The organism is Streptomyces sp. NPDC001270 (assembly GCF_042896695.1).
Classification (GTDB): domain Bacteria; phylum Actinomycetota; class Actinomycetes; order Streptomycetales; family Streptomycetaceae; genus Streptomyces.
This window is the reverse complement of record NZ_JBIAXM010000002.1, coordinates 476957-501624: the sequence shown is the minus strand read 5'-3', so window position 1 is coordinate 501624 and position 24668 is coordinate 476957. Positions and strand designations below refer to the sequence as shown.

The 24668-nt window shown below is 70.0% G+C and carries 20 protein-coding genes and 4 pseudogenes; 7 read left to right on the top strand and 17 right to left on the bottom strand.

Features of this window, described 5'->3' with window-relative positions:
- Positions 1–105 precede the first annotated feature (105 nt).
- Positions 106–744: a rhodanese-like domain-containing protein gene (locus ACFY2B_RS06090; RefSeq protein WP_390761925.1), complete on the bottom strand. Its 639-nt coding sequence runs from the start codon at positions 742–744 to the stop codon at positions 106–108.
- Between the two features lie 305 nt (positions 745–1049).
- Here ACFY2B_RS06090 and ACFY2B_RS06085 point away from each other — a divergent pair, with 305 nt between their 5' ends.
- Complete coding sequence (locus ACFY2B_RS06085) at positions 1050–2102, top strand: NAD(P)/FAD-dependent oxidoreductase (protein WP_390761924.1); 1053 nt, start codon at positions 1050–1052, stop codon at positions 2100–2102.
- A 23-nt stretch (positions 2103–2125) separates the two neighbouring features.
- On the opposite strand, the gene ACFY2B_RS06080 is transcribed toward ACFY2B_RS06085, so the two are convergent.
- Positions 2126–2698 carry a helix-turn-helix domain-containing protein gene (locus ACFY2B_RS06080; protein ID WP_381740199.1) on the bottom strand — a complete coding sequence of 191 codons (573 nt, stop codon included), beginning with the start codon at positions 2696–2698 and terminating at the stop codon, positions 2126–2128.
- A 60-nt stretch (positions 2699–2758) separates the two neighbouring features.
- Between ACFY2B_RS06080 and ACFY2B_RS06075 the strand changes: the two are divergent.
- A pseudogene (locus ACFY2B_RS06075) lies at positions 2759–2905 on the top strand (NAD-dependent deacetylase); the annotation flags it as partial.
- A gap of 183 nt (positions 2906–3088) precedes the next feature.
- Here ACFY2B_RS06075 and ACFY2B_RS06070 read toward each other — a convergent pair.
- The 6 genes and pseudogenes from ACFY2B_RS06070 to ACFY2B_RS06045 form a co-directional block, all read right to left on the bottom strand.
- The gene (locus ACFY2B_RS06070; RefSeq protein ID WP_390761923.1) at positions 3089–5188 is read right to left on the bottom strand and encodes a hypothetical protein; all 2100 of its coding nucleotides are present in this window, start codon (positions 5186–5188) and stop codon (positions 3089–3091) included.
- Between the two features lie 255 nt (positions 5189–5443).
- Complete coding sequence (locus ACFY2B_RS06065) at positions 5444–5782, bottom strand: helix-turn-helix domain-containing protein (protein WP_390761922.1); 339 nt, start codon at positions 5780–5782, stop codon at positions 5444–5446.
- Positions 5779–6831, bottom strand: a pseudogene (locus ACFY2B_RS06060) (tyrosine-type recombinase/integrase). The gene ACFY2B_RS06065 and the pseudogene ACFY2B_RS06060 overlap by 4 nt, the downstream one beginning before the upstream one ends.
- 269 nt (positions 6832–7100) lie before the next feature.
- A complete protein-coding gene (locus ACFY2B_RS06055) occupies positions 7101–7166 on the bottom strand; it encodes a hypothetical protein (RefSeq protein WP_390761992.1) in 66 nt (21 codons plus the stop codon).
- A 314-nt stretch (positions 7167–7480) separates the two neighbouring features.
- Positions 7481–8428 (bottom strand): annotated as a pseudogene (locus ACFY2B_RS06050) (thiamine pyrophosphate-binding protein); the annotation flags it as partial.
- Positions 8429–8894: 466 nt separating this feature from the next.
- A pseudogene (locus ACFY2B_RS06045) lies at positions 8895–9911 on the bottom strand (extracellular solute-binding protein); the annotation flags it as partial.
- Between ACFY2B_RS06045 and ACFY2B_RS06040 the strand changes: the two are divergent.
- Both ACFY2B_RS06040 and ACFY2B_RS06035 read left to right on the top strand, forming a co-directional pair.
- Entirely contained in the window at positions 9910–10041 is a 132-nt protein-coding gene (locus ACFY2B_RS06040; RefSeq protein WP_390761921.1) for a hypothetical protein, read from the top strand. The pseudogene ACFY2B_RS06045 and the gene ACFY2B_RS06040 overlap by 2 nt on opposite strands.
- A complete protein-coding gene (locus tag ACFY2B_RS06035; RefSeq protein WP_390761920.1) occupies positions 10038–10688 on the top strand; it encodes a response regulator in 651 nt (216 codons plus the stop codon). The genes ACFY2B_RS06040 and ACFY2B_RS06035 overlap by 4 nt, the downstream gene beginning before the upstream one ends.
- 197 nt (positions 10689–10885) lie before the next feature.
- Here ACFY2B_RS06035 and ACFY2B_RS06030 read toward each other — a convergent pair whose 3' ends face one another.
- The 6 genes from ACFY2B_RS06030 to ACFY2B_RS06005 form a co-directional block, all read right to left on the bottom strand.
- A complete protein-coding gene (locus ACFY2B_RS06030; protein ID WP_390761919.1) occupies positions 10886–11296 on the bottom strand; it encodes a VOC family protein in 411 nt (136 codons plus the stop codon).
- 81 nt (positions 11297–11377) lie between these two features.
- The gene (locus ACFY2B_RS06025; RefSeq protein ID WP_390761918.1) at positions 11378–11773 is read right to left on the bottom strand and encodes a helix-turn-helix domain-containing protein; all 396 of its coding nucleotides are present in this window, start codon (positions 11771–11773) and stop codon (positions 11378–11380) included.
- 307 nt (positions 11774–12080) lie between these two features.
- Complete coding sequence (locus tag ACFY2B_RS06020; RefSeq protein WP_390761917.1) at positions 12081–13325, bottom strand: amidohydrolase family protein; 1245 nt, start codon at positions 13323–13325, stop codon at positions 12081–12083.
- A 290-nt stretch (positions 13326–13615) separates the two neighbouring features.
- Entirely contained in the window at positions 13616–14065 is a 450-nt protein-coding gene (locus ACFY2B_RS06015) for an Rrf2 family transcriptional regulator (RefSeq protein ID WP_390761916.1), read from the bottom strand.
- Positions 14066–14452: 387 nt separating this feature from the next.
- The gene (locus ACFY2B_RS06010) at positions 14453–14860 is read right to left on the bottom strand and encodes an STAS domain-containing protein (protein WP_390761915.1); all 408 of its coding nucleotides are present in this window, start codon (positions 14858–14860) and stop codon (positions 14453–14455) included.
- Between the two features lie 88 nt (positions 14861–14948).
- Complete coding sequence (locus tag ACFY2B_RS06005; protein ID WP_390761914.1) at positions 14949–15707, bottom strand: IclR family transcriptional regulator; 759 nt, start codon at positions 15705–15707, stop codon at positions 14949–14951.
- 64 nt (positions 15708–15771) lie between these two features.
- Between ACFY2B_RS06005 and ACFY2B_RS06000 the strand changes: the two genes are divergently transcribed.
- From ACFY2B_RS06000 to ACFY2B_RS05990, 3 genes are all read left to right on the top strand, one after another.
- Entirely contained in the window at positions 15772–16401 is a 630-nt protein-coding gene (locus ACFY2B_RS06000; RefSeq protein ID WP_390761913.1) for a FadR/GntR family transcriptional regulator, read from the top strand.
- Positions 16402–16711: 310 nt separating this feature from the next.
- Complete coding sequence (locus tag ACFY2B_RS05995; protein WP_390761912.1) at positions 16712–18079, top strand: MFS transporter; 1368 nt, start codon at positions 16712–16714, stop codon at positions 18077–18079.
- A gap of 1004 nt (positions 18080–19083) precedes the next feature.
- Positions 19084–19515, top strand: coding sequence for a heme-binding protein (locus ACFY2B_RS05990; protein WP_390761911.1), 432 nt, complete (start codon positions 19084–19086; stop codon positions 19513–19515).
- A gap of 309 nt (positions 19516–19824) precedes the next feature.
- Here the strand turns inward: ACFY2B_RS05990 and ACFY2B_RS05985 are convergent, their stop codons facing one another.
- The 3 genes from ACFY2B_RS05985 to ACFY2B_RS05975 all read right to left on the bottom strand — a co-directional run bounded on the left by ACFY2B_RS05985 (position 19825) and on the right by ACFY2B_RS05975 (position 24645).
- On the bottom strand, positions 19825–21333 hold the full coding sequence (locus tag ACFY2B_RS05985) for an FAD-dependent monooxygenase (protein ID WP_390761910.1): 1509 nt from the start codon (positions 21331–21333) through the stop codon (positions 19825–19827).
- Positions 21334–21630: 297 nt separating this feature from the next.
- On the bottom strand, positions 21631–23874 hold the full coding sequence (locus ACFY2B_RS05980) for a PQQ-binding-like beta-propeller repeat protein (RefSeq protein WP_390761909.1): 2244 nt from the start codon (positions 23872–23874) through the stop codon (positions 21631–21633).
- A 246-nt stretch (positions 23875–24120) separates the two neighbouring features.
- The gene (locus ACFY2B_RS05975; protein WP_390761908.1) at positions 24121–24645 is read right to left on the bottom strand and encodes a helix-turn-helix domain-containing protein; all 525 of its coding nucleotides are present in this window, start codon (positions 24643–24645) and stop codon (positions 24121–24123) included.
- Positions 24646–24668 lie beyond the last annotated feature (23 nt).

Here is a 24668-nt window from a genome sequence, read left to right as displayed (position 1 = left end):
GCCGGCCTCATGCCGGCGGAGGTATGCGACGGTTATGTTCCGGTTCTGCTTTCGTCAGCCCTCACGCACCGCAACTGCGACGCGATCGGCATTGTTGACCGCGCCCTATCGGCCAGGCACGACGACCGGCAGCCCCGCCGCCTCCCACGCCTCCAGGCCGCCTGCCACGCTGTAGACGGAGGACCGGCCTGCGCGGATCGCCTGCACGCCGCCCTGCGCGCTGCGGTTGCCCGTGCGGCAGACGAAGGCCAGTGGGCCGTCAGGCAGATCCGACAGCGACGAGGCCAGCGTGCCGAGCGCGACGTGGACGGCGTCGGCCGGGTGACGCCCCGCCCATTCATCGTCTTCACGGACGTCGACCAGCGTGAGTTCCCCGTCCTCGGCGCGGCGATGCGCCTCGGCAGGAGACAGCTCGGCGGGCGTGCGGCCGTCGCCGGCACCCGGGTCCTGCGCGGGCAGGACCGTACGGATCGCCTCGTAGTTCGAGGCATGGACGACGGCTATCTGCTGTCCCATCATCGGGCAGACGTTCATCGCCTCTTCCCAGTGGCGGGTGGACTCCCATTCCGCCACGTTGACGAGAGAGAATTTGCTCCCCGGAACGATGGTGCGGAACATGTACGTCCGAATGAAACCGGGCTGCGCCGCCATCACCTCCGCGGCATCCTGCCACGCGGCGAGATAAGAGGCCTCCTTCTCCTCGTCGATCTCGATCGGAATGATCACGACGTGGCGATTTTCCATCTGCTGCTTCCTCAAGGATTTCGACCACCGACATGCCGCTCCGAGCCGGAGGAATTCCCAACGAATGCGGGAAAACGACCAGGCCCTGGGGGTGCCGGCTTTCGGTGGCGAGCCAGAACTGACTGGACGCAGCCTGCACACCCGCGTCATCAAGCAGCGAACCTTCTTGCTGGACCGGCAAGAAGGTCGGTGTGGTCCGGTTGCCGTGAGCCGATCGGACCCCGTCGGCGATGGGGCGTCGGGGCGTTCTTGCCGGGACAGCATGAACCTTTGCGGCGTCCGTGGCACCGTCGCACGCTGAGGGCATGCGCGAATTCGAGTTGATACGAGATGGTGGACAGCCCTGGGACGTCGTGGTGGTCGGGGGCGGGACCGCCGGCCTGTCCGGGGCTTTGAATCTGGCCCGGGTGCGCCGGTCGGTCCTGGTCATCGACAAGGGCGAGCCCCGCAACGCCCCGGCCACCGGGGCCCATGGCCTGCTCGGCCGCGAGGGCATCTCTCCCCTGGAGCTGCTGCGGCTCGGGCGCGAGGAAGTCGCCTCGTACGGCGGTCGTGTCGTTTCGGGGCAGGTCGCGGGGATCTCCCAGGACGATGCGGGTTTCTGGGTCGTCACCGAGGGCGGGCAGCACGTACGCACCCGCAGGGTGCTGGTGACCACTGGTTTGGTCGATGCGCTGCCGGACGTGCCGGGGCTGGCCGAACGGTGGGGGCGGGACGTGCTGCACTGCGTGTACTGCCACGGCTGGGAAGTCCAGGACAAGCTCATCGGGGTGCTCGGCAACTTCCACCAGGCACTGCTGTTCCGCCAGATGTCCAAGGACGTCACACTGTTCCTGCACACCGGAACGACGCTGACCGACGAGCAGTGGGAGCAGCTGGCCGCTCTCGGTGTCAGCGTGGTCGACGGTGCGGCAACCGGGCTTGAGGTCAACGGCCAGGACCAGCTGACGGGCGTGCGGCTGGCTTCAGGAAAGGTGGTGCCGGTCCAGGAACTGGTGGTCGCCCCCCGGTTCCTCGCACGCGCCGGCTTTCTGCGCGACCTGGGCGTGACGATGCAGGAACATCCCATGGGCCTGGGGGAGCAGCTCCGGGTGGACGCCTCCGGGTTCACCGGCGTGCCGGGCGTGTGGGCCGCGGGGAACGTCAGCGATGTGCTGGCCGGGGTTCCGGTTGCAGCGGCAGCCGGAACCACCGCGGCCGCCGCGATCCACATGGACCTGCTGAAGGCCGACGCGGAAGCCGCCGCTCGCGCGGCGAAGGGCGGTGGAGTCTTCAGCGGGGCGATGGAGGCCGAGGTCTCGCGGCGGGTGCTGGGCAGCCGTGCACACGGGCTGGGCCCCCTCCCCGACACGAACTGAGCACCGCAATCACCGCAACCGGGTCAGGTGGCGCGGACCCGGAGGTGGGCCCGTTCTCCCTGGCGTCCCAGCAGGATGAGAAGTTCTACCGCCTGGTCGCCGTCGGCGCCGATCCAGTGCGGCACGTGCGTGTCGAACTCCGCGGCCTCGCCCGGCTTGAGGCTCAGGCTCTGCTCGCCCAGCAGCAGCCTGAGCCGTCCGGCGAGCACATAAATCCACTCAAAACCATCGTGAGTCTGCAGCTCGGGCTCGCTGTGGGGCGCGGGTGAAATGAGAAGCTTGTAGGCCTGGGCGCCGCCGGGATCGCTCAGCGGCACCAACGTCATGCCGCCCCGGGTCACCGGGCGCAGGTGAATGCGCGGATCTCCCGTCCGGGGCGCGCCCACGAGGTGGTCGAGCGGCACCGCGTACACCTCGGCAAGTGGAAGCAGCAGCTCCAAAGTCGGCTTGCGGCTGCCGCCCTCCAGACGAGACAGCGTGCTCTCACTGATTCCGGTCCGCTGGCCAAGCTCAGCCAGCGTGATCCCACGCCGACGCCGCAGCTCCCGCAGACGGGGCCCGACCGCATCCAGAACGTCCTTCTTCGCGCTGTTCACACCCTGATATTGCCCGAAACGTCATGGCTCTTTCCAATTCGAGTTCGAGCAGCGACTGAGCAGTCCGCGACAATGATGTTCGGCGAGCGGCTCAACCCGGAGGTGCTGGCGCAGGCATTGGAGATCGCGAAGGCCTGCGCGGTGTTCCTCGCGGTGGGGACCACCCTTCAGGTGCAGCCGACACCGATCGCCGCGGACCACGGCTCGGAAGACGGCCGTCCCTGAGCAGTGATCAGTCGCGGGCGAGTTGTCGATGACGGCCGGGACTCGGTCTACGCGTGCGCGGCGTGCAGGGCGAAGACGAAGCGGACTCCGATCACCCAAGCGCAGTCGGCGGCCGAGGGGCTCGAATACGAAGAGGTGACCTGCCGCCTGCGCTGTGTGCTCGCCTCACCGTGGGAGCTTCGCGGTGCGTTCAGGATGGGCTGCGGTGATGTACCGCATGGCGGTCTGCGAGGAGATGCCGAACAGACGCATCAGGTGGAGGGGGTCGTTGACCTCGAACGCCTCATCGCGGATCCGGTCCTGCCGCAGCGTCGGCATTGTGAGTCCGGTGGGTCGGAAGATGGCGGTGAATGTGGTGCCGATGGGCGAGTAGTTGGTGTCTACCGCGGTCCATCGGTTGATCAGCAGATGCGGGTTGGTGGTCACCGGCCAGCGGCGGTGACGTGCACGGAGCCACGCGGAGGCGCAGCGGTGGGTGAGTTCGTCCAGGTAGATGATGTGCCGTTTGCCGGGGCGCCGGACGATGAGGCGCTCACGGGAGAGGTCGAGGTCGGTGAGCAGCAGGTGGCGCATGTCGGTGCCGCTGAGTGCGTGGACGCAGACCAGCACCATCACGAGGCGCTGGAAGTCGTTGCGTGCGTGGCTAAGGATGCCGCCCAGCCGGTCCGAAGGCACGGAAGGTGGGGTGTTGTTGATCCCTGCGAAGACGAGGCCGCGGGTGGGATCGCGGAAGATCACGCTTTCCTGCCGAAGGGCCCGGAAGACGTTCCGCAGGACGATGTGGATCGAGCGGGCCGGCGTCCCCTTGCGGGTGGCGATGGCCCGCTTGATGTCGTCTTGGGTGATCTCGCGCAGGCTCTCGATGCCGTCCGCGATCCACCCCTTGAGGATCGGGTCGAGTACATGCCAGTAGCGGGCGATGCTCCGGTAGGTGCGGCCGGTGTGTTCCCACTTGCCCTCTCCGCGTACGGCTTTGATCCAGACCGAGAGTTCCTGTGCGATCGTCGCGGGCAGTGCGGCGAGCTCGGCCTCCAAGCGCTTTTGGTGCGCGTCCCGGCGAAACTCGGCATCCGGGACCAGCAACCCTCGGGACTCCAGGAACTGCGTGACCCGCCGGCCGCTGAACTTCAGGGAGCGGTTGTCGACGAGCGCCCGGATGTCGGATTCCAGCAGCGGTGCATCAGCGCCGAGCCAGGACACCAAGACCGTCAGCGTGTTCCGGGTCTTGGTGGTGGGGACCGTGGACCACATCTCCTGCTTCATCACGCTGTCGAGATCGTATAGCAGCCGCTCGGCCGAGTCTGTGAGCGTCGGCAGATCATGCCGCGCCAGCTCGACCACCGGGCGCCAATCTCTCCGGAGCTCGAACAACCTCTCCTGCCCAGGGGCCATCACGTGCTCGGAGACAGGCCGCTGCGGAGTCGGCGGGGCCACACCCGAGTGGCTCAGGCTTGTGGGCGCCGGAACCGGTGAACCGAGCCACAGCTGCGTTCCGAACCGGCTGATGTCCCCTGGGCCGTGGTTGGCTACATGCCATCGGCATCCGCGGCAGTACCCGTCGGCGAGCGGCAGATCGACACGGAGGCAGCGAGCGCACGCTCCCGTGGAGGCAGCGCTGATGCCTCTCTTCCGGGCGAAGGATGAGCAGGGTTCGCAGATGACCTTCATCTTCGCTGCGAACCAGGAGCCGCACTGCTGACAGGACCTCGGTGTCATGGTCAGGGGCCCCCAGACGCGGCGCGTGGTCCGTGACGTCCGTGACCGCTGGGGGCGCTCGGGTTCGCGCGGCTCTGGCAGGAGCCTCAGCATCTGAGCCCGCAGCAGGATCGCCCGGACGGACCGGCCGTAGTTGGGGATGTCGTCGAGGACCAGCTCGTCGACGATGTCGTCGCCGTCCGCGTCGCGCACGGCGAGAGCGAGGCGCAGCATCTCATGCAGCTTGCGCTGCATGGGTTTGCCGATGCCGGTGTCCGCCGCGAACGCAGCGGTGTGCTCGACGACCTCGCGATAGCCGGCGAGCGGCCTTTGCAGAATGCGCCGGCAGACATCGATGGACAGCATCCTGCGGACCGGGAAGAGCGGCAGCTGCCCCAGGACGGCGGGTGGGAGGACCGCAGGGTCGTCCCGGGTCGGAGCCGCGGCCGCGCGTATCTGTTCCACCCAGTGCAGCCGCTCGCGCTGATCGGTGCCAGTGCGGCCGGTGCGTCTGCCGTACTTCTTCAAGGGTTGGGCGTGGCTGGGGACGAGGCCGGAATAGAGGAGCATCAGCTGACGGCTTCGCGGGCCAGCGCCGTCCGGGTCGGTGACCCACGCGGCGTCGGCGTCAAGCCGGACAGCGTGCAGGCATGCCCGGCACAGACGGTCGGAGTTGAGATGTCCCGTGTGACGGCAGCGCAGACATCCGCCCTGCTCAGGATGATTCTTCCGCCACTCCATGCACCCCTGGCACGTGGCCAGCCCGAGAACCCCCCAGCCCTTGCAGTCCGGGCACTGAGTAGGACGAGATCGTGCCGCCATTCGTCAGTTCGGCGGCTGCGAACGACGGCTGCCCTGCCGACGGGGCGTCGGCCGTACGGGACCCCCGCCCGAGCCTTCAGCTCCCACGGCCTTGGGCAGTGCTTCGCGCTCTCCGGCAGCGGCCTCCAGGGGCTCGGCTTGTAGCAGATCGCCAACGGTGCAGTTCAGCACCGCACAAATCTTGTCCAGGTCGTCGAGCCGCTCCGTGACCGGTGTGCCGCTCCACATCGCGGCGACCTTGCTCAGCGACGGCGTGAATCCGACCGTCTTGAACGCCTCCAGCAACTCGGTGGGACGCCACAGGTCCCGCTGAGCGGCCACCATCCTCAGATTCCACTTCACCGAAGGTTCCCCTTGTCCATCACCAGGCGCTGGGCCGCCCGCGAGCTCGCTGCCACGTTGGCATGCTCGGGGTCGGCCTGTGCAGTCGCCATGTACCGAAGAGTCGTGGTGGCCCAGTGGTGACCCAAAACACGCTGGACCTCCCACAGCGTCATGCCTCGCTCGTAGTTGTGAGTCGCGCAGGCGTGCCGCAGGAGGTGCGGGAAGAGGTCGGTGACCGGGCCGGTCAGATAGCTCGCGGCCGCCGCGTGGAGCTGACGGCGGAACGTCGACGGGGTGATTGCCGGCGCGATCGGCAGGTTCAGCGCCGCTATCGCCTTGGGCTTGCGCTCGGACGGCCACAGGGGCGCCGAGGGGTGATCGGCGTCGTCACCGAACTCCGCCCGAACCTCCTCGATGTACCACCAAAGCAGCTCGCGTCCCTCGCGAAACAGGTACGCCTCGCGAGGCCGCGGTCCTGAGCCGCGAGCGCCCTTGCCCTGGACGACGAACCGACCCCACTGACCGTGTTCCCAGTGGACGTCGCCGATCGTCACCGGGCACAACTCGGCAGCCCGGACACCTGAGACGTATGCGATCTTCGTCATGACGTAGTCGCGGCAGGCCACGGTGTACTTCCGGGCGTACGGCAACTGCTCCCGCCAGCGGGCGAAGAACTCCTTCATCGCCGTCTGCGAGGGTGGGATCCGTAGCCCGAAGTCCCCACGGTGGACGGGCCGGTTGAACGGATCGACCGGTCACTCCACCGTCGCCCCGAATCGCATCATGATCTCGTGGGCGTAGCGCTGTTCGAGGAAGGCGAAGAACGCGTCGATGTGGTTGAGCTTCTGTCGGTGCGTGTTGTGTGCGCGCTTGCCCGGGCCAGCAAAGTACTTGTCAACATCGCGCGGGGTCAGGTGCCACGGCACGGTGCCGTAGAAGTCGCAGACCTCGATGACCGGTTTGATCAGCTGGTCGATCGTCGACGGGGCCAGTCCGGCTGAGTCCCGTGCCCACTGGTACTCGGTGAGCGCGTCGACGAAGAAGCTCTCCTCGTCCTGGGCGGACATACGTGCCTGGCGGCGCCGCTGGAGGGTGACGACATCTGCCAAACCGGTCTCGATCGGACCTGAGCCCTCCTTCGCAGCACGTGGCGGCGGCACGAGAGTGAGGGTGCGACCTTCGGAATCTGACACAAGCACAGAGATTACTGGAGTTGCAGCGGACTTCCCCTAGTTACTCGCAAATTCGTGGAGATCATGGAATGGGTGCCCCGCATGCCGCTGACCTGCTGACGAGCACCTTCTTCGCTCTCAGAAGCCCTCGGCGAACCTGCACGTCATCCACTAATGGCGAAGCTGCCGTCGGCGGTGAAGGAGACCAAGGGAGTGCCGGGCCGGGCCATGGCGACTCCGACGGCCACGGGGATGGCGTAGCCCGGGGAATCACCACGGTGCGGCCGGCCCGCCGCTGCCGCCAGTGCACGGCGACATTGGGGGTGGGGGTGCCGGGGTCGGCGATGACGGGGGTGTCCGCGGGCAGGCCGGCGCACACGACGCGCACCACCTCGTCGGGCAGCAGCAGTCCGTCCCGCAAGGGCGGCGCACCCGCCGGGCGGGGCGCGGGTGCCGGTGCGCTCGCCGCGCCGCGTACGGCGGTGAGCCGCTCGGCCCGCCGCTCCTCGTCGGCGGGTGGGACGGCCGCCAGCAGTTGGCGCAGGACGGTGTCGGCGTCGCCGGGCAGGCCGAGCGCTCCGGGGAAGTTACGGCCGGCGCGGGCCGGGTCGATGTCGATCTGGATGACGGGGACACCGCCCCGGGCGGGTCCGGTCCAGCTGTTGGTGTCGGTGGCGTTGGCACGGGTGCCGACCAGGAGCACCGCGTCGGCCTCCCGCATCAGGGCGTTGGCCCCCGGCAGGGCGCCGTTGTTGCCGACCACGCCGAGAGACCAGGGGGAGTCGCCGCGCACCGCGCCGCGTCCGTGCAGGGAGGTGGCCACCGGCGCGCCCAGGGTGTCGGCGAGCTGTTCGAGGCTGTGCCAGGCGCCGGAGACATGGAGGCCCGAGCCGGCGAGCACGGCCGGCCGGTGCGCCGCGGAGAGCAGTCGGGCCGCCTCGGCGACGGCCGGCGCGGGGGCGGCCGTGCGCCGCGCCGGCAGGTCGGGCGGGCCGGCGTCCGGCGCGGGCCGGGCCTCGGTCGGCTCGTCGAGGACGTTCTCGGGGACGATCAGCGCGACCGGGGCCGGGCGTTGCGACACGGCCTCCAGCAGGGCTTCGGCGACCAGTCCCGGCAGGTCGTCGGCGCGCTCGGCGACCCGGGTCCGCTTGGTGACGGCGGAGAAGAGGGCGACCTGGTCGATCTCGGTGAGCGCGCCGGTGCCCCGGCTGGCGGCGTGGATGTCCGAGGTGATGAGCAGCACCGGGACGCCCGCCGCGTACGCCTCGCCGAGTCCGCCCACCACGTAGGTCGTGCCGCCGCCGCTGGACACCTCCACGACGCCCACCCGGTTGCCGCTGCGGGCGTAGGCGTCGGCCATGGCGGCGGCGTGCCGTTCGTCGCGGGCCAGGACGTGCCGGATGTCGTCCGTGCGCCGGTACAGGGCGTCGTACAGGGCCACGCCGGTGTCGCCGGGGACACCGAACAGGGTGGTGACGCCCGCGGTGACCAGCGCGTCGCTCCCCCCGGCGCCCGCCCGGTGCGGGTTCGGGCTGCGGGGCGGCCGGGGCGAGGGGCGCCCACTGGGGCTGGACGTCGTGCACGGAACACTCCTGGTGGTGGGCGCCGCGAGGGTGCGACGGCGAGTCGGTCAGGGACAGGACGGGGTCGTGGCGGGGTCTACGTGCTGCCAGGCGAGTGCGGCCAGCAGCAGCGCGCCGTCGGGCAGGACCGCCTCGTCGAACACGGCGGTCGGGGCGTGGTTGCCGGCCGGACGGCCGGGGCCGGGGACGGCCGCGCCGAGGTGCCTTCACGTCGTTGTTCCAGGCCGTGGTCGCCTTGTCCAGTCCGGAAACCAGCGCGGACCAGTCGAGCTTGAGCGCGTCCTGCACGGTCTTGAGCTGGAAGCTCTCGATGTCACGGTATGTGGCGGGCAGTTCGGCGCCTTGTACCAGCGGGATGGTGGCGGTGGCCGCGCTGTAGTCGGAGACCGCGTCCGGCGCGAAGATCTCGTTCATCAGGTCGGCGGCCAGGCCCAGTTGCTCGTCGCTCGACCCCTTCACCAGCTGGAAGCCCTCGGGGAACGCCATGACGCCCTGCTTGGGCACCGCGAAACCGATGGGGTCGCCCTCGTCGATCCACGGCTGGGCCACACCCTGGAAACCGGGGGCGATGACGACCTGGCCGCTGTTGAGCTGCTGACGCAGTTGGTCGACCGAGCTGATCAGTCCGCTGAACTGCCCCTTCTTCGCCGCCTGTGAGAAGGCGGCTATGCCCTTGGAGAGGTCGCCGTCGGAACCGCCCTCGATCTGGTTGATCACCGGGACCGCGTTGACGCTGAAGGCCGGCGCGTCCCAGGTGGTCACGCGGCCGCGGTAGGCGGAGTCGAACAGGTCCGTCCATGAGGTGGGCGGAGTGCGGATGACCTTCTTGTTGGAGATGAGGCCCATCGCGTCCATCACCATGTAGGCGCCGAGCCCGCCGGTGGTGGCGTAGCCCGACAGCACCTTGGAGACGTTCGGCACGGACTTCTCGCTCGCCGGAGCCCACAGCCCGTCCGCGGCGCCCTGGGAGGTGGACAGCAGGAGGGCACCGGCGAGGTTGACCGCGAGGAGGATGACGCCTTGTTCTCCGACCAGGAACCAGGCGTGGGAGCCGTCGGTGGCGGGATCGAGTGCGGCCTGGATCACCGCGTTCCACACCGCGTGGTAGGCGACGCACGGCCAGACGCTGCCCGAGGTCAGTCGCAGACGGCAGATGACCTGGTTCTGCAGCAGGATCGACAACAGGAACAGCAGCGCGATCACCGGTGTGGATCCGCCGGAGTCGGCCAGGTAGACGCCACCGAAGATGATCGGCATGTGCCACAGCGCCCAGATGAGGCCGGTCACCAGCACCGGCCGCGGCACCTCGGCCTGCACGAGCCGCGTCAGCATGTATCCCTGCCGGCCCAGTTCCTCACCGAGGGCGAACAGTGGATTCGGCCTGGCCGGCATGCGGGAACGAGCCGGCCTGATCGGCGCGGTGTTCCACGCCGGGCCGACCGCCTCCGGTGGCTGGCAGGTCAGGCTCGTGCTGCCGGTCGACGCCGCCGTGAACGCCGCCCCCTCGGAAGGAGAGTCGTGATCAAGGTGCTGCTGGCCGACGACCAGTCGGTGGTACGGGTGGGATTCCGGTACATCCTGGGGCACACCGACGGCATCGCGGTCGTCGGCGAGGCCACGGACGGGCGTGCCGCGGTGGAACTGGCGCGCCGGCTGAAGCCGGACGTGGTGTGCATGGACGTACGGATGCCCGGCGGCGACGGGATCGAGGCCACCCGTATGATCGTCTCGGCCGGGCCGGACGCCCCGTCGGTGCTCGTGGTGACCACCTTCGACCTGGACGCGTACGTGTTCGGCGCGCTGGAGGCCGGAGCCAGCGGTTTCCTGCTGAAGGACGCCGCCCCCGACGACCTCGTCGACGCGGTCCGCCGCCTCGTCGGCGGTCACGGACTTCTCGACCAGGCCGTCACCCGGCGGGTCATCACCGAGTTCACCCGCCGCCGCAGGCCCGGCGCCGACGGGCCCGCGCCCGGTCACACGCTCACCGGCCGGGAGACGGAGGTGATCCGGCTGCTGGCCCGGGGGCTGTCCAACGCGGAGATCGCCGACGAGATGGTCGTCGAGATCAGTACGGTGAAATCCCACCTCGGACGCGCGATGCACAAGATCGGCGCCCGGGACCGGGTGCAGACCGTCATCTGGGCGTACCAGCACGGGATGGCACCGTAGACCGGCGGGACCGGCGGTCTACGGAGCCGTCCGCCAAGGCGGTTCACACACCGCTTGCGCCACCGCCCGCGCGCAACGGCCGAACACCTCCAGCGAGTCCTGGTCATCGACGACAGCGCCGACCTGTCTTCGTCCTCGACGGCACCGACCACCGACGGGTGCCGGCCGCAAGCGTCCTGGCCGCGAGTCGCGCAGTGCTATGCCTTCAGCTGGGTGAAGCGGATGCGGTTGCCGAAGGGGTCGCGGAGCCCGCAGTCGATTCCGTACGGGCGCTCGGTGGGTTCCTCGGTGAACTCGACGCCCCGGCCGAGCAGCGTCTCGTACGTCTTGCGGCAGTCGTCCGTCGTGAAGATGAGCCAGCCACCCGTCGCGCCCTTGGTCACCAGCTCACGGACCTGCTGCGCCGTCTCCTCGGACATCGCCGGAGCGCCCGGCTTCTCCAGCAGGATCTGGCGCTCCGGGTGGCCGGGGACACTGACGGTCAGCCAGCGCATGAGGCCCAGGTCGACGTCGGCGTTTATCTCCAGGCCCAGCTTGCCGACGTAGAAGTCGAGTGCCTCGTCCTGGTCGAGGACGAATATCTGCGAGTGCGTGATGGCGTTGAACATGTGCCTCACGCTACTCGGCAAGCCGGACGAAAACTTATCCGAAACTGCTCAGCCGACGGCCGGTGCGGGCAGTGCGGACGGTCAGGCGCTCGGCCGCGTCCACGCCATCGTGAAGCAGGTCGGCACACCCGTGGCCGCCGCCACTTCCCTGCGGTACGTCCGTGGAGACAGGCCGACGATGTCGCGGAACGTGCGGCTGAAGGTTCCCGGGCTGCCGAAGCCGACTTCGAAACAGATGTCCGTCACACTGCGGTCGGTCTCCCGCAGCAGGAACATCGCCCGCTCGACCCTGCGGCGCTGCAAGTAGCGGTGCGGCGTCTCGCCGAACGTGGCCCGGAAGGTGCGCGTGAAGTGTGCCTGGGACACATGGGCGATCCGGGCCAGGGCCGGGACGTCCAGCGGCCGCGCGTAGGCGCGGTCCATCGCGTCCCGTGCCCGAAGCATGCGGCGGTTCGTCTCTTCTGCGGCGCGGCTCACGGCGCCATCACACCACGGTTCTCCGCCGTCCGTGACAGCTCCGGTGACTGATCCGGTTTGACCTTGTCACCGACCCGGCAGATCGCCGAGCAGGAGATCGGGCTCCTCGGGGCACTGTTCACCGGTATGCGCAGCGACCCGCGGCTCGCGGAGGAGATGCGCCGCATTCTGCGTCGGGACGAGGCCGCGATGACCGACGAGCCGGGGTCCCCCCTGCTCGAAGAGCTTGGGGGAGCGTGCCTGGGGGTACCTCCCGGCCGAAGGCTGGGGGAGCGTCGCGACGGGGCGAACGCTGCCTGTCGGGGCACTAGCGTTTGTCGACGACGATCCGGCCGTTCAGGATCGTCATGCTCAGTTCGCGAAGGTTGCTGATGTCCTGGGTGGGATCGGCGGTCAGCACGATCAGGTCGGCGCGCTTGCCGGGCGCCACCGCGCCGAGATCGGGGCGGACGCACTGCCGCGCCGCCCCGCTGGTGGCTGCGACGAGCGACTGGACGGGCGTCATCCCTGCTGCGACCATCAGCTCGGCCTCTTCCAGTGTGTTCGCCCCGAACAGGCCCCGGCCACTGAAGGTGTCGCTGCCCAGGGCGATGCTCACACCGGCATCGGCCACCTTCCTGACATTGCCTCGAACGTCCGGATGAATCGCGTCGTGAGCCCAGAGCGTCGGGGTGTAGGTGATGTCGTGCGCGAGCATCAGATCGATGAGCGAGTGATCGGTGATGGGTTCGACGGTGACACCGTGCTCCAGGCCGTCCGCGCCGGCCTCGATCGCTTCGCGTGCCGCGACCTGCTGGGTCGTGTGGACGGTCACTCGAAGACCTCGCTCGTGCCCGGTTTCGATGCCCGCCCGAAGGAAATCGAGGGGGAGCCGCACCAGCTCGACAGCGACCGGAAAAGCGGCATTCTGCCAGACGTACGTCGGTGAGCCGGGGCGCGCGCACGCACCTTCCGACAGGAGTTTGACCGCGTCCACCTTGCGGTCGGCCAGGTGGTGCACCAGATCACGCATCTGCTGCACGCTGTCGATCTCGCCCGTGAACCGTGCGCGTGCCCAAGGATTGCCGTCGAAGACAGTGGCCGCGGGGTGCCCGTCCCGTCCGGTGATGCCGCAGCCGGTCGCCAGGAGCCGCGGGCCTCGTAGCGCGCCCGCAGCGATCTTGGCCCGTGTCTCCAGGATCCCGGCGGTGGGATCGCCCACCGACTTGATGGTGGTGATCCCGTGCTGGAGGAACAGGTCGAGCCGTCCGGGAAGCTCGTTCTCCTCGAACGTCCGCATCGATGCCGGATCGGTCACCGCGAGCACGTCGTAGAAGTGGATGTGTGTGTCGATCAGGCCCGGCAGCACCCATCCTTCGGCCGCGTCCACCTCCTCTCCGCCCCTCAGCGGCTGAGCTGAGACGGCGGCGATCTCTCCGCCGTTGATGGCGACGTCGTACAGCCCGGTGTGCGCCTTGTGGCCGTCGAAGACATGTGCCCGGCGGATGACGAGGTCGTAAGTCGCGGGGTCGCGAACCTCGGCCCTCGTGATCGCCTCGGGTTCATGGACCATTGCTCTCACTCCTGATCGGACGGTGACTGATGCGGATTGGGGTCGAGTTCGGGTCGGGTAAGTCGTCGGACCGCGCTGTGGCAGGTCTCGAACATGGTGATCCGGCGGGTGTACGACGCAGCCGGAGCGATCTACTCAGGTGGATCGTGCGTCCGCGGATGCCGGCCGCGTCATTGCTCACCGGCCGAGCGAGGCAGCATGCGGTGTGCCCATCCCGACTGAACTGATACTGGACTGGTTACAGTTAGGGTGCGAGTAACGGCGGAGGAAGTGCCTCCGCCACTGCTCGATCAGCGATTCGCCGGCGCGTGCTCACGCTCGGCAGCCAGCACCTGCTGGAGCAGGTCGGCGATCGTCGTCCGGCCGAGGCGTTCCTCCATCGCTCGTTCCGCGCTCCGGAACTCCACCTCGAGCAGGGCGCCGATGTTGCGTCCGATCTCACACACGTCGCTGGGCGGATGGGCGTGCCCCGACAGGATTCGCCCCTCCTCGACGGCGGCATAGGCGTCGTGGAGCGTGATGTCCCGTGGGGCGCGGGCCAGGGTCCAGCCGCCACCGCGGCCCTCGGTGGACCACACCAGGCCGGCGTTTCGCAGACTGCCGAGGATGCGCCGCACGAGAACCGGATTGCTCGCCAGGCTGTCCGCGATCTCCGCGGAGGTCAGCGAGCCCTCGCCCCGGTTCGCCAGCATGGTGAGCGCGTGCATCGCGACCGCACTCCTACTGCTGAGACCCGCCATCTTCCCCTCACGACCTCAGTGGCACCGATGTAACTGCAACCACTATGGTTGCAGAAAAATCGCCTGTCAATCCGCCGCCTGTTGGGCCAGGGCACCCTCGGTTCCGTTGCGCGTGCGCGTGCGCGCGTGCTCATGCCCGTGCCCGTGCCCGTGCCCGTGCCTGCGAGTGTGCGCGCGCCCGTGCCCGGCGTGCGCCGCCGTCACCCACCCCCGCGCCGATCGCATACTTCGGATGGCTGTTGGACACACGTGTGCATTGGGCGGCGCTGGACGTGTTTCTACTTGCACCGGTCGCGCCCGGACCACGGACAGCGGACAGCGGTCGTCCGACGTACCCGCGGTCGTGGGAGCAGTCCGGCGCACCCGCGGCCTCCGTGGGTGCCCGGATCACGGCGCGACGTACGGCCAACCGTCCAGGCCGCTGCCGTCGGGGGCGTGCCGGGTCGCCTCCTCGACCGAGTCGTGGAACGCGTAGACGGCGTGCAGCCCGCCGGCCTTGAACACGCTGAGTATCCGGGCGTCGGCGCGGGCCAGGACCAGGGATCCGGCGTGCGCGCGGAGGAGTTTGGTGATCGCCACGATCACACCCAGCCCCATGGAGTCCAGGAACGCCACGCCGTACAGGTCCAGGACGAAGTGCCGGTGCCCCTGGTCGACGAGTCGGGCGGCGGTCTGGCGGATCGGCTCGGAGCAGCGGATGTCCATCTCGGCAGTGACACTGACGACGGTCCACCCGTTCGTCGTACGGTGATCGAGATTGTCGTCCGTCGGGGCGAGCTGTAGGAACGTCCGCAATCTTCGCTCACTGCCTCTCGTGCCGTCCTGGATGCTTCCGTGTCTCCAGTGAACGGTTCACGCGTTTTCCGGCACAAGGGCGTGAGTTTCAGATAGTGAGCGACAGGCCCCTGGTCACCCGGTTCGCCGCAGCCAGCAGCCGTACGGCGGCGCCCTCGACCGTGGACTCGCGGCCCGTCCGCAGGGAGATGCCCAGCGATCCCAGGGTGTCGCCCCGGTACACCGGCACCGCGACGCAGACGACCCCGAGGGAGTACTCCTCCTGATCGGTGACGGTCGGGGCTTCGCGGACGGCGTCGAGCCGGCGCAGCAGCTCCTCGCGGTGGGTGATCGTCCGGGGCGTGAGGTCCGCCAGGGGGTGCCGTGTCAGGTACTCCTGGCGCCCTTCGTCGTCCAGTTCGCGCAGCACACACTTGCCCAGGGCGGTGGCGTGACCGGCGTCCTCGAAGCCGACCCACAGTTCGGCGCGCGGCGCCTGGGGCCCGTCGACGATGTCCGCCACGCGGATCTCGCCGTCCTCGTAGAAGGTGAGATAGGCGGCGGCGGACAGGTCGTCCCGCAGTGAACCGAGCATCGGCCGGACCCGGCTGAGCAGCGCCTGTGTCCGGCTCACGCTGTGCAGCGCACCCAGCCTCTCGCCGAGGACGAAGGTACCGTCCTCAAGTTTGCGCACGTATCCGTCGTGCGCCAGCGTCCGCAGCAGGTGGTATGTGGTGGCCGGCGCCAGCCCCGTCTCCCGCGCGAGCTGCTTGGCCGGCGCGCCGCTCTCGTGCGCCCCGACCGCCTCCATCAACCGAAGGGCCCGCTGCACGGACGTGATGAGCGTGGGGCCCTCTTTAGCGCCCATGCCTCTACGGTGCGGGCGCGAGGCACTCAAGGCAAACGGGTGCGCGTGCGGATCGCGGTGACCAGTGACCGGTCACCGCGCGGACCGCCTCGTCCGGGTCCGGCACGGCAGCGGTTCCTTCGTGACCGTACGCACCGAGACCCTGATCGCCGTGTCCATGGCCTCCGCGATCCCGTTGGAGTCCGCCCCGGTCACGGACGTGATGGACATCCTCGGTGTGGTCAACTCGCACGCCGCCGGCCTCACCGCGCGCCATGCGACCGACGAGCAGATCGCCGCCCTGCGCACGTGCGCCGAAGGGCTCGCCGACCTCGACGACCTGGACCGGGCGATGGACGGCCTGCGTGACTTCCTCCGGCGCCTGGCCGAGCCGTGCGGCAACCCCGTACTCGCGGAGATCTGCGTCTCCCTCGGCGAGGTCCAGGTGGAGTTGGCCAGAGAACTGTCCCAGCGGGAACTGCTGCCGCTGCGGAAGGTCGCCGGGGCGCTCCAGCAGGACCGGATCGCCGTCGTCGCCGCCCTGGAGGCCCGGGACCCCGAGCGTGCGGTGCGCGTCACCCGCGCCTACCACGTACACGCCCTGGACCTGCTCACCTCGGTGCCGGAGGCCCGGGAGGTCCGGTGCTCCGACCCCAGTTGCACCGGACTCATCTCGTCGCTGATGCGCACCGAGCTCGCCTCGCTCACCCGCTGACGCCGTTCCCCGGTCCGGCCTCCCCAATCACCTCCCCAATCACCTCCCCGATCGCCTCCCCCATCACTTTCCCGATCGCCTCCCCCATCACTTTCCCGGGAGATGTGCACCAAAGGACGGCTTCGTACACCCTCGGACAGAAGGGACAGGAAACCTCCGGACCCGGCCGCCGGCGCACCCGACCACGGCGCCGGCCAGCAGGAAACGATCCGCACGCGGTCGGACGCGGTCGGATCATCGCGCACAGGCAACTGGCAACTGGCAACACCACGGGGACCTGGTCAGAGCCGCTCACACCCAGGAGACCGCCATGAGTGCCGAGTCACGCCCCTCGCTCGAAACGATCATCAATGACGCCCGGACGTCCCGTTTCCAGGTCCTCGTCATCGCCGTCTGCGTCGCGGTGATGGTCCTCGACGGATACGACACCCAGTCCATCTCCTTCGCCGCTCCCGCCATCGCCGCCGCCTGGCACGTGTCGCCCGCCGGCTTCGGCTTCGTGTTCGGCATCGGCCTGTTCGGCGGTCTGGTCGGTGCGATCACCTCCGGTGTCGTCGCCGACCGGTTCGGCCGCAAACCCACCCTGGTGTGCACCGTCGCGCTGTTCGGGCTGGGCTCCCTCGTCACCCCGCTCGCCGACTCGATGACCACCCTGGGCGTCATCCGGTTCGTCACCGGGCTCGGCGTGGGCGGCGCGCTGCCCGGCGCCATCGCCATCGCCGCCGAGTACGCCCCGGAACGGGCCCGTGCCGCCGTCGCCGCCATCGCCTTCTGCGGCATCCCGCTGGGATCCGTGATCGGCAGCGTGCTGGCCTCCCACCTGATCCCGGACAGCGGCTGGGGCAGCATCTTCGTCGTGGGCGGGCTGATCCCGCTGCTGCTGGTGCCCTGCATCATCGCGTTCGTTGCGGAATCCATCCGCTTCCTGTCCCTGCGGCAGGACGACGCCGCCATCATCCGGCTGCTGACCCGGATGGGGATCGGGGAGCGGGAGGCGGCGCGGGTCCGGTTCGAAGCGGTGGAGGGGCCGCGCAAGGTGCCGGTGCGGGACCTGTTCACCGAGGGGCGCGCGGTCGGCACCTCCCTGCTGTCGCTCGCTCTCTTCCTCACCCTGCTGATGGCCTTCTTCCTGGTCAACTGGATCCCCACGGTCGCCACCGCAGCAGGTATCGGCTCCTCGGCCGCCATTCTCAGCGTGGCCTCGCTCAACCTGGGCGGCATCGTGGGCAGCTTCGTCATCAACCCGCTCTCCCGCCGCTTCCCGCCCGGTGTGGCCCTCGGCGCCGCCTACACCCTGGGCGCCGCCGCCATCGCCCTGATCGGCCAGGCCGGCACCTCCGGCACCTGGCTGCTGATCACGACCTTCGTCGCCGGTTTCTTCGCGATCGGCGCGCAGATGTGCACCGTCTCCCTGGTCGCCACGTACTACGACACCTCGCTGCGGGGCACCGGCGTCGGCTGGGCCATGGGCTGCGGCCGGGTCGGCGGCATCATCGGCCCGACGGTCGGCGGCCGGCTGATCGCCGCCTCGTTCGACATGGGCGCGCTGTTCGTCGTCGTCGGCGTCGTCAGCGCGGCCTGCGCGGTCACCGTCCTCGCCCTCGGCCGGTTCGCCCTGCGCCCCACGGGCCGGCCGCCCAGGCAGACCGCCGTCCCCACCCCGCGCACCACCGGCTGACCGGCGGCAGTTCCACCCACGCCGCCGGGTGACCGGCGGCACCACCGCCCGCGCCACCGACCGGCCGGCGGTGCCGCACCGGGCGCCGCCCGCCACCGCCCCGGCCGCCGGCGCACGCACCGCCGACCGGACCCGAGCAGACTCAGGCACCGCACCCACCACCACTCCCTCGAACACCGCATCCACACCGCAGGACACAGTGAAGCGGAGGACTCCGTGAAGATCGTCCCCTATGACGACGGCGTCTGGGCCAAGGACCACCCCACCGGCGACGTCTCCTTCCACCACATGCTGCGCGGCGAACCGGACACGCCCGAGAACTTCATGTACATCCTGGGCCGCCAGGATGCCGGCTTCTGGATGCCCCGGCACCGGCACAACTTCGATCAGATCCGTCTGCCGATCCACGGCGACATGAACATCGGGCGCGGCCTCGTCCTGCGGCAGGGCGAGATCGGGTACTTCCCCGAGGGCAGCGCCTACGGCCCCCAGGACGACCCGCTCGGCGACGCCGCGCCCGGCGAACGCGTCCAGTTGGTCCTCCAGTTCGGCGGCGCTTCCGGCTACGGTTTCATGAGCATCGAGCAGCGCCGCCGGGCTCGTCAGGAGCTGGCGCGGACCGGGCGGTTCGACGGCAACTACTACTACTTCGCCGACGGCAGGAAACAGTGGGGCCTCAACGCGATCTGGGAGCACGTGCACGGCGAACGGCTGCGCCATCCCAAGCCCCGCTACAAGAACGCGGTGGTCATCGATCCCCGGCGCTTCAACCGGCTCCCGGTCCCGGACGCCCCGCGCGTGGACCGCAGGTTCCTCGGCTCCCACTCCGAACGCGGCATGTGGATGGAGATGGTCCGGGCAGCCGCCGCGCCCAGCGTCCCCCGCCGCCCGGCCGCTCCCCCTGACCGCCCCTGCACCGCCGCGCCGAGAAACACCGAGAAAAACCGAGAAACTCACAAGAGCCACCGAGGAACACCGAAGAACGCTGAGGAGTCGAAACACCCATGGAACCCCTGTCGCTGGACCAGGCCGCCCACATCGTCGACGCCGCACTGGCGAAGGGCCGGGAACTGGACCTCCATCCGCTCACCGTCGCGGTCCTCGACCACGGCGGGGCCCTGGTCGCCTGCAAACGGGAGAACGGCAGCGGGCTGCTCCGTCCCGACATCGCCCAGGCCAAGGCTTGGGGGGTCCTCGGCATGGGCATCGGCGGGCGCGCCCTGGCCGCGCGGGCGGCCACGGCACCGGCGTTCTTCGACGCCCTGACCGCCATCTCCGGTGGGCGGATCGCACCGGTACCGGGCGGCGTGCTGATCCGTGACGCCGAGCGCCATGTCCTGGGCGCCGTCGGCATCAGCGGCGACACCTCCGACAACGACGAGATCTGCGCGCTCGCGGCTGTCGAGAGCGCGGGCCTCACCCCCGACGCCGGCTGACCGCCCACCGCACCCGGGCCGGCTCCGCTCGCCCTGCGAAGTGGTAGCGGGGGCGGGAAGTCCACAGCCGGTTGGCCGGAGCGGTGAGGACCCAGCTAGCCGACTGAGCCATAGCTGATATATCTGCCAGGTCGGCCATCTGCCCTGGTGAGGTGCCTGAATCTCGTTCGTCGTCGCTTGCCGCGGGCCTGGACCGGCACATCCCGGCCGTCAGCGACCTCGTAGAGCTGGGACAGCACGAACGTCGGCACAGCTCTCCGCGTGGTGGCGTGCGCAAGGAACTCTCGGGCACGAGAGCGGGTAGGCCGTTCACGCTCCCTCGCGGTCCATCGAGCCCAGCCACTGTGTCAGGGCCTCGCGCACCTCGTCCGGGTCGGGGTCCTCGGCCGCCCACGCGGCGTAGCCGTCGGGCCGGACCAGGAGGGTCGGGCGCAGGCCGGCCGCCGGGAACGCTGTCACCACTCGCCCCGCCCATGGCGCGGCAACCGCGGCGACATCGCGGCCCACCAGTACGAACCTGCCCTCCCGCAGTGCCTCGTAGAGCCGGGCCGGTTTCTCTGCCAGGCGGAGGTCCGGCACCCGGCGTCCGACGAGCGGATGAGAGCCGCGGGGCGCCCGGTAGGTGATCCCGATGCCGGAAATGCCGCGTGCCGCGCGCGCCTCCACCACGACCAACTGGTGTACGACGGTGGCCAGTACGGCCCGCAACCTACGGATCAGAGGTGACCCGGTGGTGACGGCCGTGAGGAGTGCGTGACTGACACGCAGGACCATACGCCCCACCGGGTGACGTTCCGTGTGGTAGCTGTCCAGCAGTGCGTCACCGGCCCAGCCGTGCAGGACGGCTGCCAGTTTCCAGCCGAGGTTGGCGGCGTCCTGGATCCCGGTGTTCATGCCCATGCCGCCGGCGGGTGAGTGGACGTGTGCGGCGTCGCCCGCGAGGAACACTCGTCCCTGCCGGTAGTGGGGTACCTGCCGCTCGTCGCTGTGGAAGCGGGAAAGCCACCGCGGGTCGTGCATCCCGAGGTCGTTGCCGATCGTACGCCGGGTGATGTCCCGGACGTCCTCCAAGGTGATCGGCGCATCGTCAGGCGCCTGTTCGCGCCGGTCCCAGGCGATGACGCGGTACCAGCCGTCCCCGAACGGCGCGAAGAACGTGAACCCTTCTTCGTTCGAGCTGAAGTTGAAGATGTCGTCAGGGGCGCGGTCGAGCAGCACGTCGGCCAGCATCACGGAGCGAATGACCGACCTGCCGGGGAACGGCATGCCCAGGCTCTGCCGGACCGTGCTGCCCACTCCGTCCGCACCGACGACGTAGCGGGCCCGGAGCGTGGTCATGGTGCCGTCCGGGTGGGACACGTCCACGTCGACGCCGTCCGGGTCCTGCCGTAGCCCGGTGACCCGGGCCCCACGGACGATGGTGGCTCCCGTCTCCTCGGTCCGGCGCAGCAGGGCCCCTTCGACCTGCCACTGAGGAATGGTGAGGATGAAGGGGAAGCGCGTGCGCAGCCTGGAGAAGTCGATACTGAGACGGCCGAACGGATGCAGCCCCCGGGTCGGTGTGCCGATCCGGAGGAGTTCGTCGGCCATGCCTCGGGCGTCGAGCTGCTCCAGGGTTCGCGCATGGAGGGTGAAGGCGCGGCTCAGATGGGATTCGTGGTCGCGTCGCTCCAACAGTGCGACATCGATTCCGGACTCGGCGAGGTCACCCGCGAGCAGGAGGCCGGTCGGGCCGGCCCCGACCACGAGAACGTCGGCGTCCGGTGCCCGGTGTGGGTTCGAGGAGTCACCTCGTGGCATGCCCGTCGTCGTGTTCATATGTCCGAGTGTCAGCCCTGCTCAAGGGTGCCGCATGGCGAGAACCGGATCGTCGGCGCAGCCACCGGGTGCCGCCGGTGAGTGGTACCGGCGCCTCCGCGGGCGCCCTCGGAACCGCACGGTCAGCGGCTTCCGGATACAGGGCGGATGTATGGCAGATACACGGCCGATGCGCGATGCGTGGCCGAATCACCTCGCCTACGGGCAGGGGTGCTCGACGGGGCTTCCGACCGTAGTCAGGTGGTGACGGTCCGATTGCGTGCGGCGTTGGTCGTCCGGTCGGCGCGTCGCAGCACGTCACCCCGCCGCGGGCGGTGGCTGATCAGGGCGTACGGAGAAGGCCGTGTCACCCGCTACCGCCACGATCGCGTCCTGCACGAGGGCGACACTCGGGAGCCGGTTCTGCGCTGAGGGCCCGGGATCGGCCAGTTGGTCCTTCGTCCACCGAGTGGCACCGGTGGGACGGTCGAGGGCGAGCAGCCGGCCGTAGCGGTTGGCGAAGTAGAGAGTGTCGTAGGTGGCGGACCTGGTGGGCGCCGAGAGGTTTTCGATCTGTGTGCTCTTCTGCCATTTCCGTTCGCCGGTCACGGCGTTGACCGCGGTGACCGTGCCGTCGGGGCGCACGAAGTACACCGTGGCGTCGATGAGCCGGGGTGTGCCCCGCACGGCGCTCTTCAGGGGCACGTGGGTGAGGGATCCGGTGTTCGGATCGACCCTGAGGAGGGCGGAGTACGGGGCGTCGTTTCTGCTGTTGTCCGCGGCGTCCAGACTGGCGAGCACGGCGAAGAACGGCCGTCCTTCGGTGGAGCCGAGCGGTTCCACCGTCAGAGGCAGCGGATCGAGTTCTCGCGGAGTGCCGTCGGCGGGATCGAGGCGCAGGAAGCCGACCTGGCCCTGGAAGGGGTCGTTCGCGTTGGTGCACAGCCCGTAGGGGGCGCCTGCCACGACCAGCGGGGAGCATCCGGTGCCCTGGGACGATCGCGCCGACGTGTGCCAGAGGTTCTTGCCGGTCGCGGCGTCGAGGGCGACGAACTCGTGCGCGCCGTCCGGCATCGCCAGGACGCCGCCGCCGAACAAGGCCGCCGAGTGGCCCGCGTCGACGGTGCGGGTCCAGACCCGCTTGCCGGTGGCAGCGTCGAGGGCCACCAGTTGCTGGGCCGAGTACACGTGGTCCTCGTCGGGCGGCACCGTCACGTACACCAGTCCGCGCCGGACGCCGAGAGGCCGCTCCGCGGCCTGGCTGTTGTCACCGAAGCGCCACCGTACCCGGCCCGTCGCGGCGTCGATCCGTGCGACGGTGAAGCCGGTCCCCGCGCAGTACACCGACGCCCCGTCGGCCACACACCCGGAGTCCACGGTGTCCACGTTGGTGGCCGTCGATCCGTCCTTCACGGTCCGGGTCAGGCTGGTCCGCCAGGGCCGCCAGCCGACGGGCAGCGCCGGGGCCGCGGGCCCGGCCGGGGCGGCGGTGACATCGCTGACAGCCGTCCCGCCGGTCTGCCCGCCCGACGTGAAGTGATACACCGGCACGCCCGCCACGGCGACGGCCAGCACCGCGCCGGCCGCGAGGACGAGCCGGCCCCGCCCGCGCCCCCGTCCGGCGGGGCCTGTCCTGTCCCGCGTCCGCGCGCTCGCACCGGGCGCTTCGCGGTTCCCCCCTGCGTCCACCGTCTCCTGGGCCGCCAGGTGCGCCGCGGCGGGCGCACCGGCCGGCGGGAGCAAGGCGGCGTCCGGCAGCGAGGAGAACAGCTCCTGCAACTCGTCGAGTCCCGGCCGCTGCTGCGGGTCCTTGTCCAGGCAGCGCTCGACGATGGAACGCAGCGGCGGTGAAGCACGGCCCAGGTCGGGCGGCTCGTGCATGATCCGATAGCCCGTCAGGTACGGGCTGTCGCTGTCGAACGGGCCCCCGCCGGTGGCCGCGTACACGAGCAGTGACCCGAGCGAGAACACGTCGGACGGCGCGGAGACGTCGCGGGGCGACTCGAACTGTTCCGGCGACATGAACGGCGGTGTGCCCATCAGCCGCCCGGTCACGGTGAGGGCCTGGTGGTCGGCCGCGTGCGAAATACCGAAGTCGATGACGCGCGGACCGTCCTCGGCCATCAGGACATTGCCGGGCTTGAGGTCACGGTGCACCACGCCCGCCCGGTGGATGTCCCGCAGCGCCTCCACCAGGCCCAGCGCCAGCAGACGCAACGCGCGCCCGGTCAGTGGTCCCGTCTCCGCCACGGTGCTGCCCAGCGTTCGGCCCGGCACGTACAGGGTCGCCATCCACGGCTGCTCCGCGTCGGGGTCGGCGTCCACGACCGGCGCGGTGAACGCCCCGCTGACTCGGCGAGCAGCCACGACCTCCCGCCGGAAGCGGGCCCGGAACTCCTCGTCCTGCGCGTACTGCGCGTGCACGACCTTCACCGCGACCTGACGCCCCGAGGGCGACTGTCCGAGGTAGACGACTCCCATGCCGCCACTGCCGAGCTTGCCGAGGAGCGCGTAACCACCGACGAACCCCGCAGACCCGGGCTCCCCGGTGTTCCCCGGCATCGATGACACTCTGGACCAACTCCCTGCCTTAGGTGACCTGTCCCACCACGGTGGCCAGCGTAGCCTCCTGCGGGAACGTGAACGCCGCAGACATCACCAGGCTCGATGCCCCTCTGGAGCGTCGGTCGGCCCGTCCCCGCGGGCCCACCGGCCCGCCTGGGCCGTGCGAGGGACTGCCGGTGTCCGGAGGCAGGTGATGCGCCGCGACACCCGGAACCCGGTCGCAACCGCCGCGGCTGACCGGCATCAGACCGCCCCGGCCGAGCGTGCGTATGCGGTGGGTGTCCGGCCGTAGTGCTTCTTGAAGGACCGGGTGAAGCGGCTGGTGTCCGCGAACTGCCAGTGGGCGGCGATCTCCGACACGCTCAGCCGGCCGGACGGCGCGGTGAGCGCGAGCCGGGCCTCTTCCGGCCGCCGGCGGCGCATGCAGGTGGTCGGTGACTCTCCCGATGCGGCGAAGGCCCGGTGGAGCGTGCGGACGGATACGTCGAGTTCGCCCGCCGGCATCGTGGGCGACAGCTCGGGATCGGCGAGGTGACGGTCGGTGAGTTCTTTCGCGGCCTGGGCGCGTGCGGGGGCCAGCAAGGGTTCCACGTCGTCGAAACACCGTCCGGCGACCGCCTTGGCCAGTTCGAGCAGGGTGCTGTGGGCGGCGTTGACCCCGGCCGGGCCGAGGTCGGCCAAGGTGGCGTGGACCATGTCCGCGTGGGCCGCCAGGAGGTGAGTGAACTCAGGGAACTCACGCCGCGAACCGACCAGGCGATACCGCACACTCGGCCCTCCTCGGCCGTGCG

Excerpts from the sequence above, each read along its gene's own strand:
- ACFY2B_RS06090 (WP_390761925.1), bottom strand. The coding sequence starts at position 744 with ATGGAAAATCGCCACGTCGTGATCATTCCGATCGAGATCGACGAGGAG.
- ACFY2B_RS06085 (WP_390761924.1), top strand. The coding sequence starts at position 1,050 with ATGCGCGAATTCGAGTTGATACGAGATGGTGGACAGCCCTGGGACGTC.
- ACFY2B_RS06070 (WP_390761923.1), bottom strand. The coding sequence starts at position 5,188 with ATGCTCCTCTATTCCGGCCTCGTCCCCAGCCACGCCCAACCCTTGAAG.
- ACFY2B_RS06040 (WP_390761921.1), top strand. The coding sequence starts at position 9,910 with ATGCGGGAACGAGCCGGCCTGATCGGCGCGGTGTTCCACGCCGGGCCG.
- ACFY2B_RS06030 (WP_390761919.1), bottom strand. The coding sequence starts at position 11,296 with ATGTTCAACGCCATCACGCACTCGCAGATATTCGTCCTCGACCAGGAC.
- ACFY2B_RS06020 (WP_390761917.1), bottom strand. The coding sequence starts at position 13,325 with ATGGTCCATGAACCCGAGGCGATCACGAGGGCCGAGGTTCGCGACCCC.
- ACFY2B_RS06015 (WP_390761916.1), bottom strand. The coding sequence starts at position 14,065 with ATGGCGGGTCTCAGCAGTAGGAGTGCGGTCGCGATGCACGCGCTCACC.
- ACFY2B_RS06005 (WP_390761914.1), bottom strand. The coding sequence starts at position 15,707 with ATGGGCGCTAAAGAGGGCCCCACGCTCATCACGTCCGTGCAGCGGGCC.
- ACFY2B_RS05995 (WP_390761912.1), top strand. The coding sequence starts at position 16,712 with ATGAGTGCCGAGTCACGCCCCTCGCTCGAAACGATCATCAATGACGCC.
- ACFY2B_RS05990 (WP_390761911.1), top strand. The coding sequence starts at position 19,084 with ATGGAACCCCTGTCGCTGGACCAGGCCGCCCACATCGTCGACGCCGCA.
- ACFY2B_RS05985 (WP_390761910.1), bottom strand. The coding sequence starts at position 21,333 with ATGAACACGACGACGGGCATGCCACGAGGTGACTCCTCGAACCCACAC.
- ACFY2B_RS05980 (WP_390761909.1), bottom strand. The coding sequence starts at position 23,874 with ATGCCGGGGAACACCGGGGAGCCCGGGTCTGCGGGGTTCGTCGGTGGT.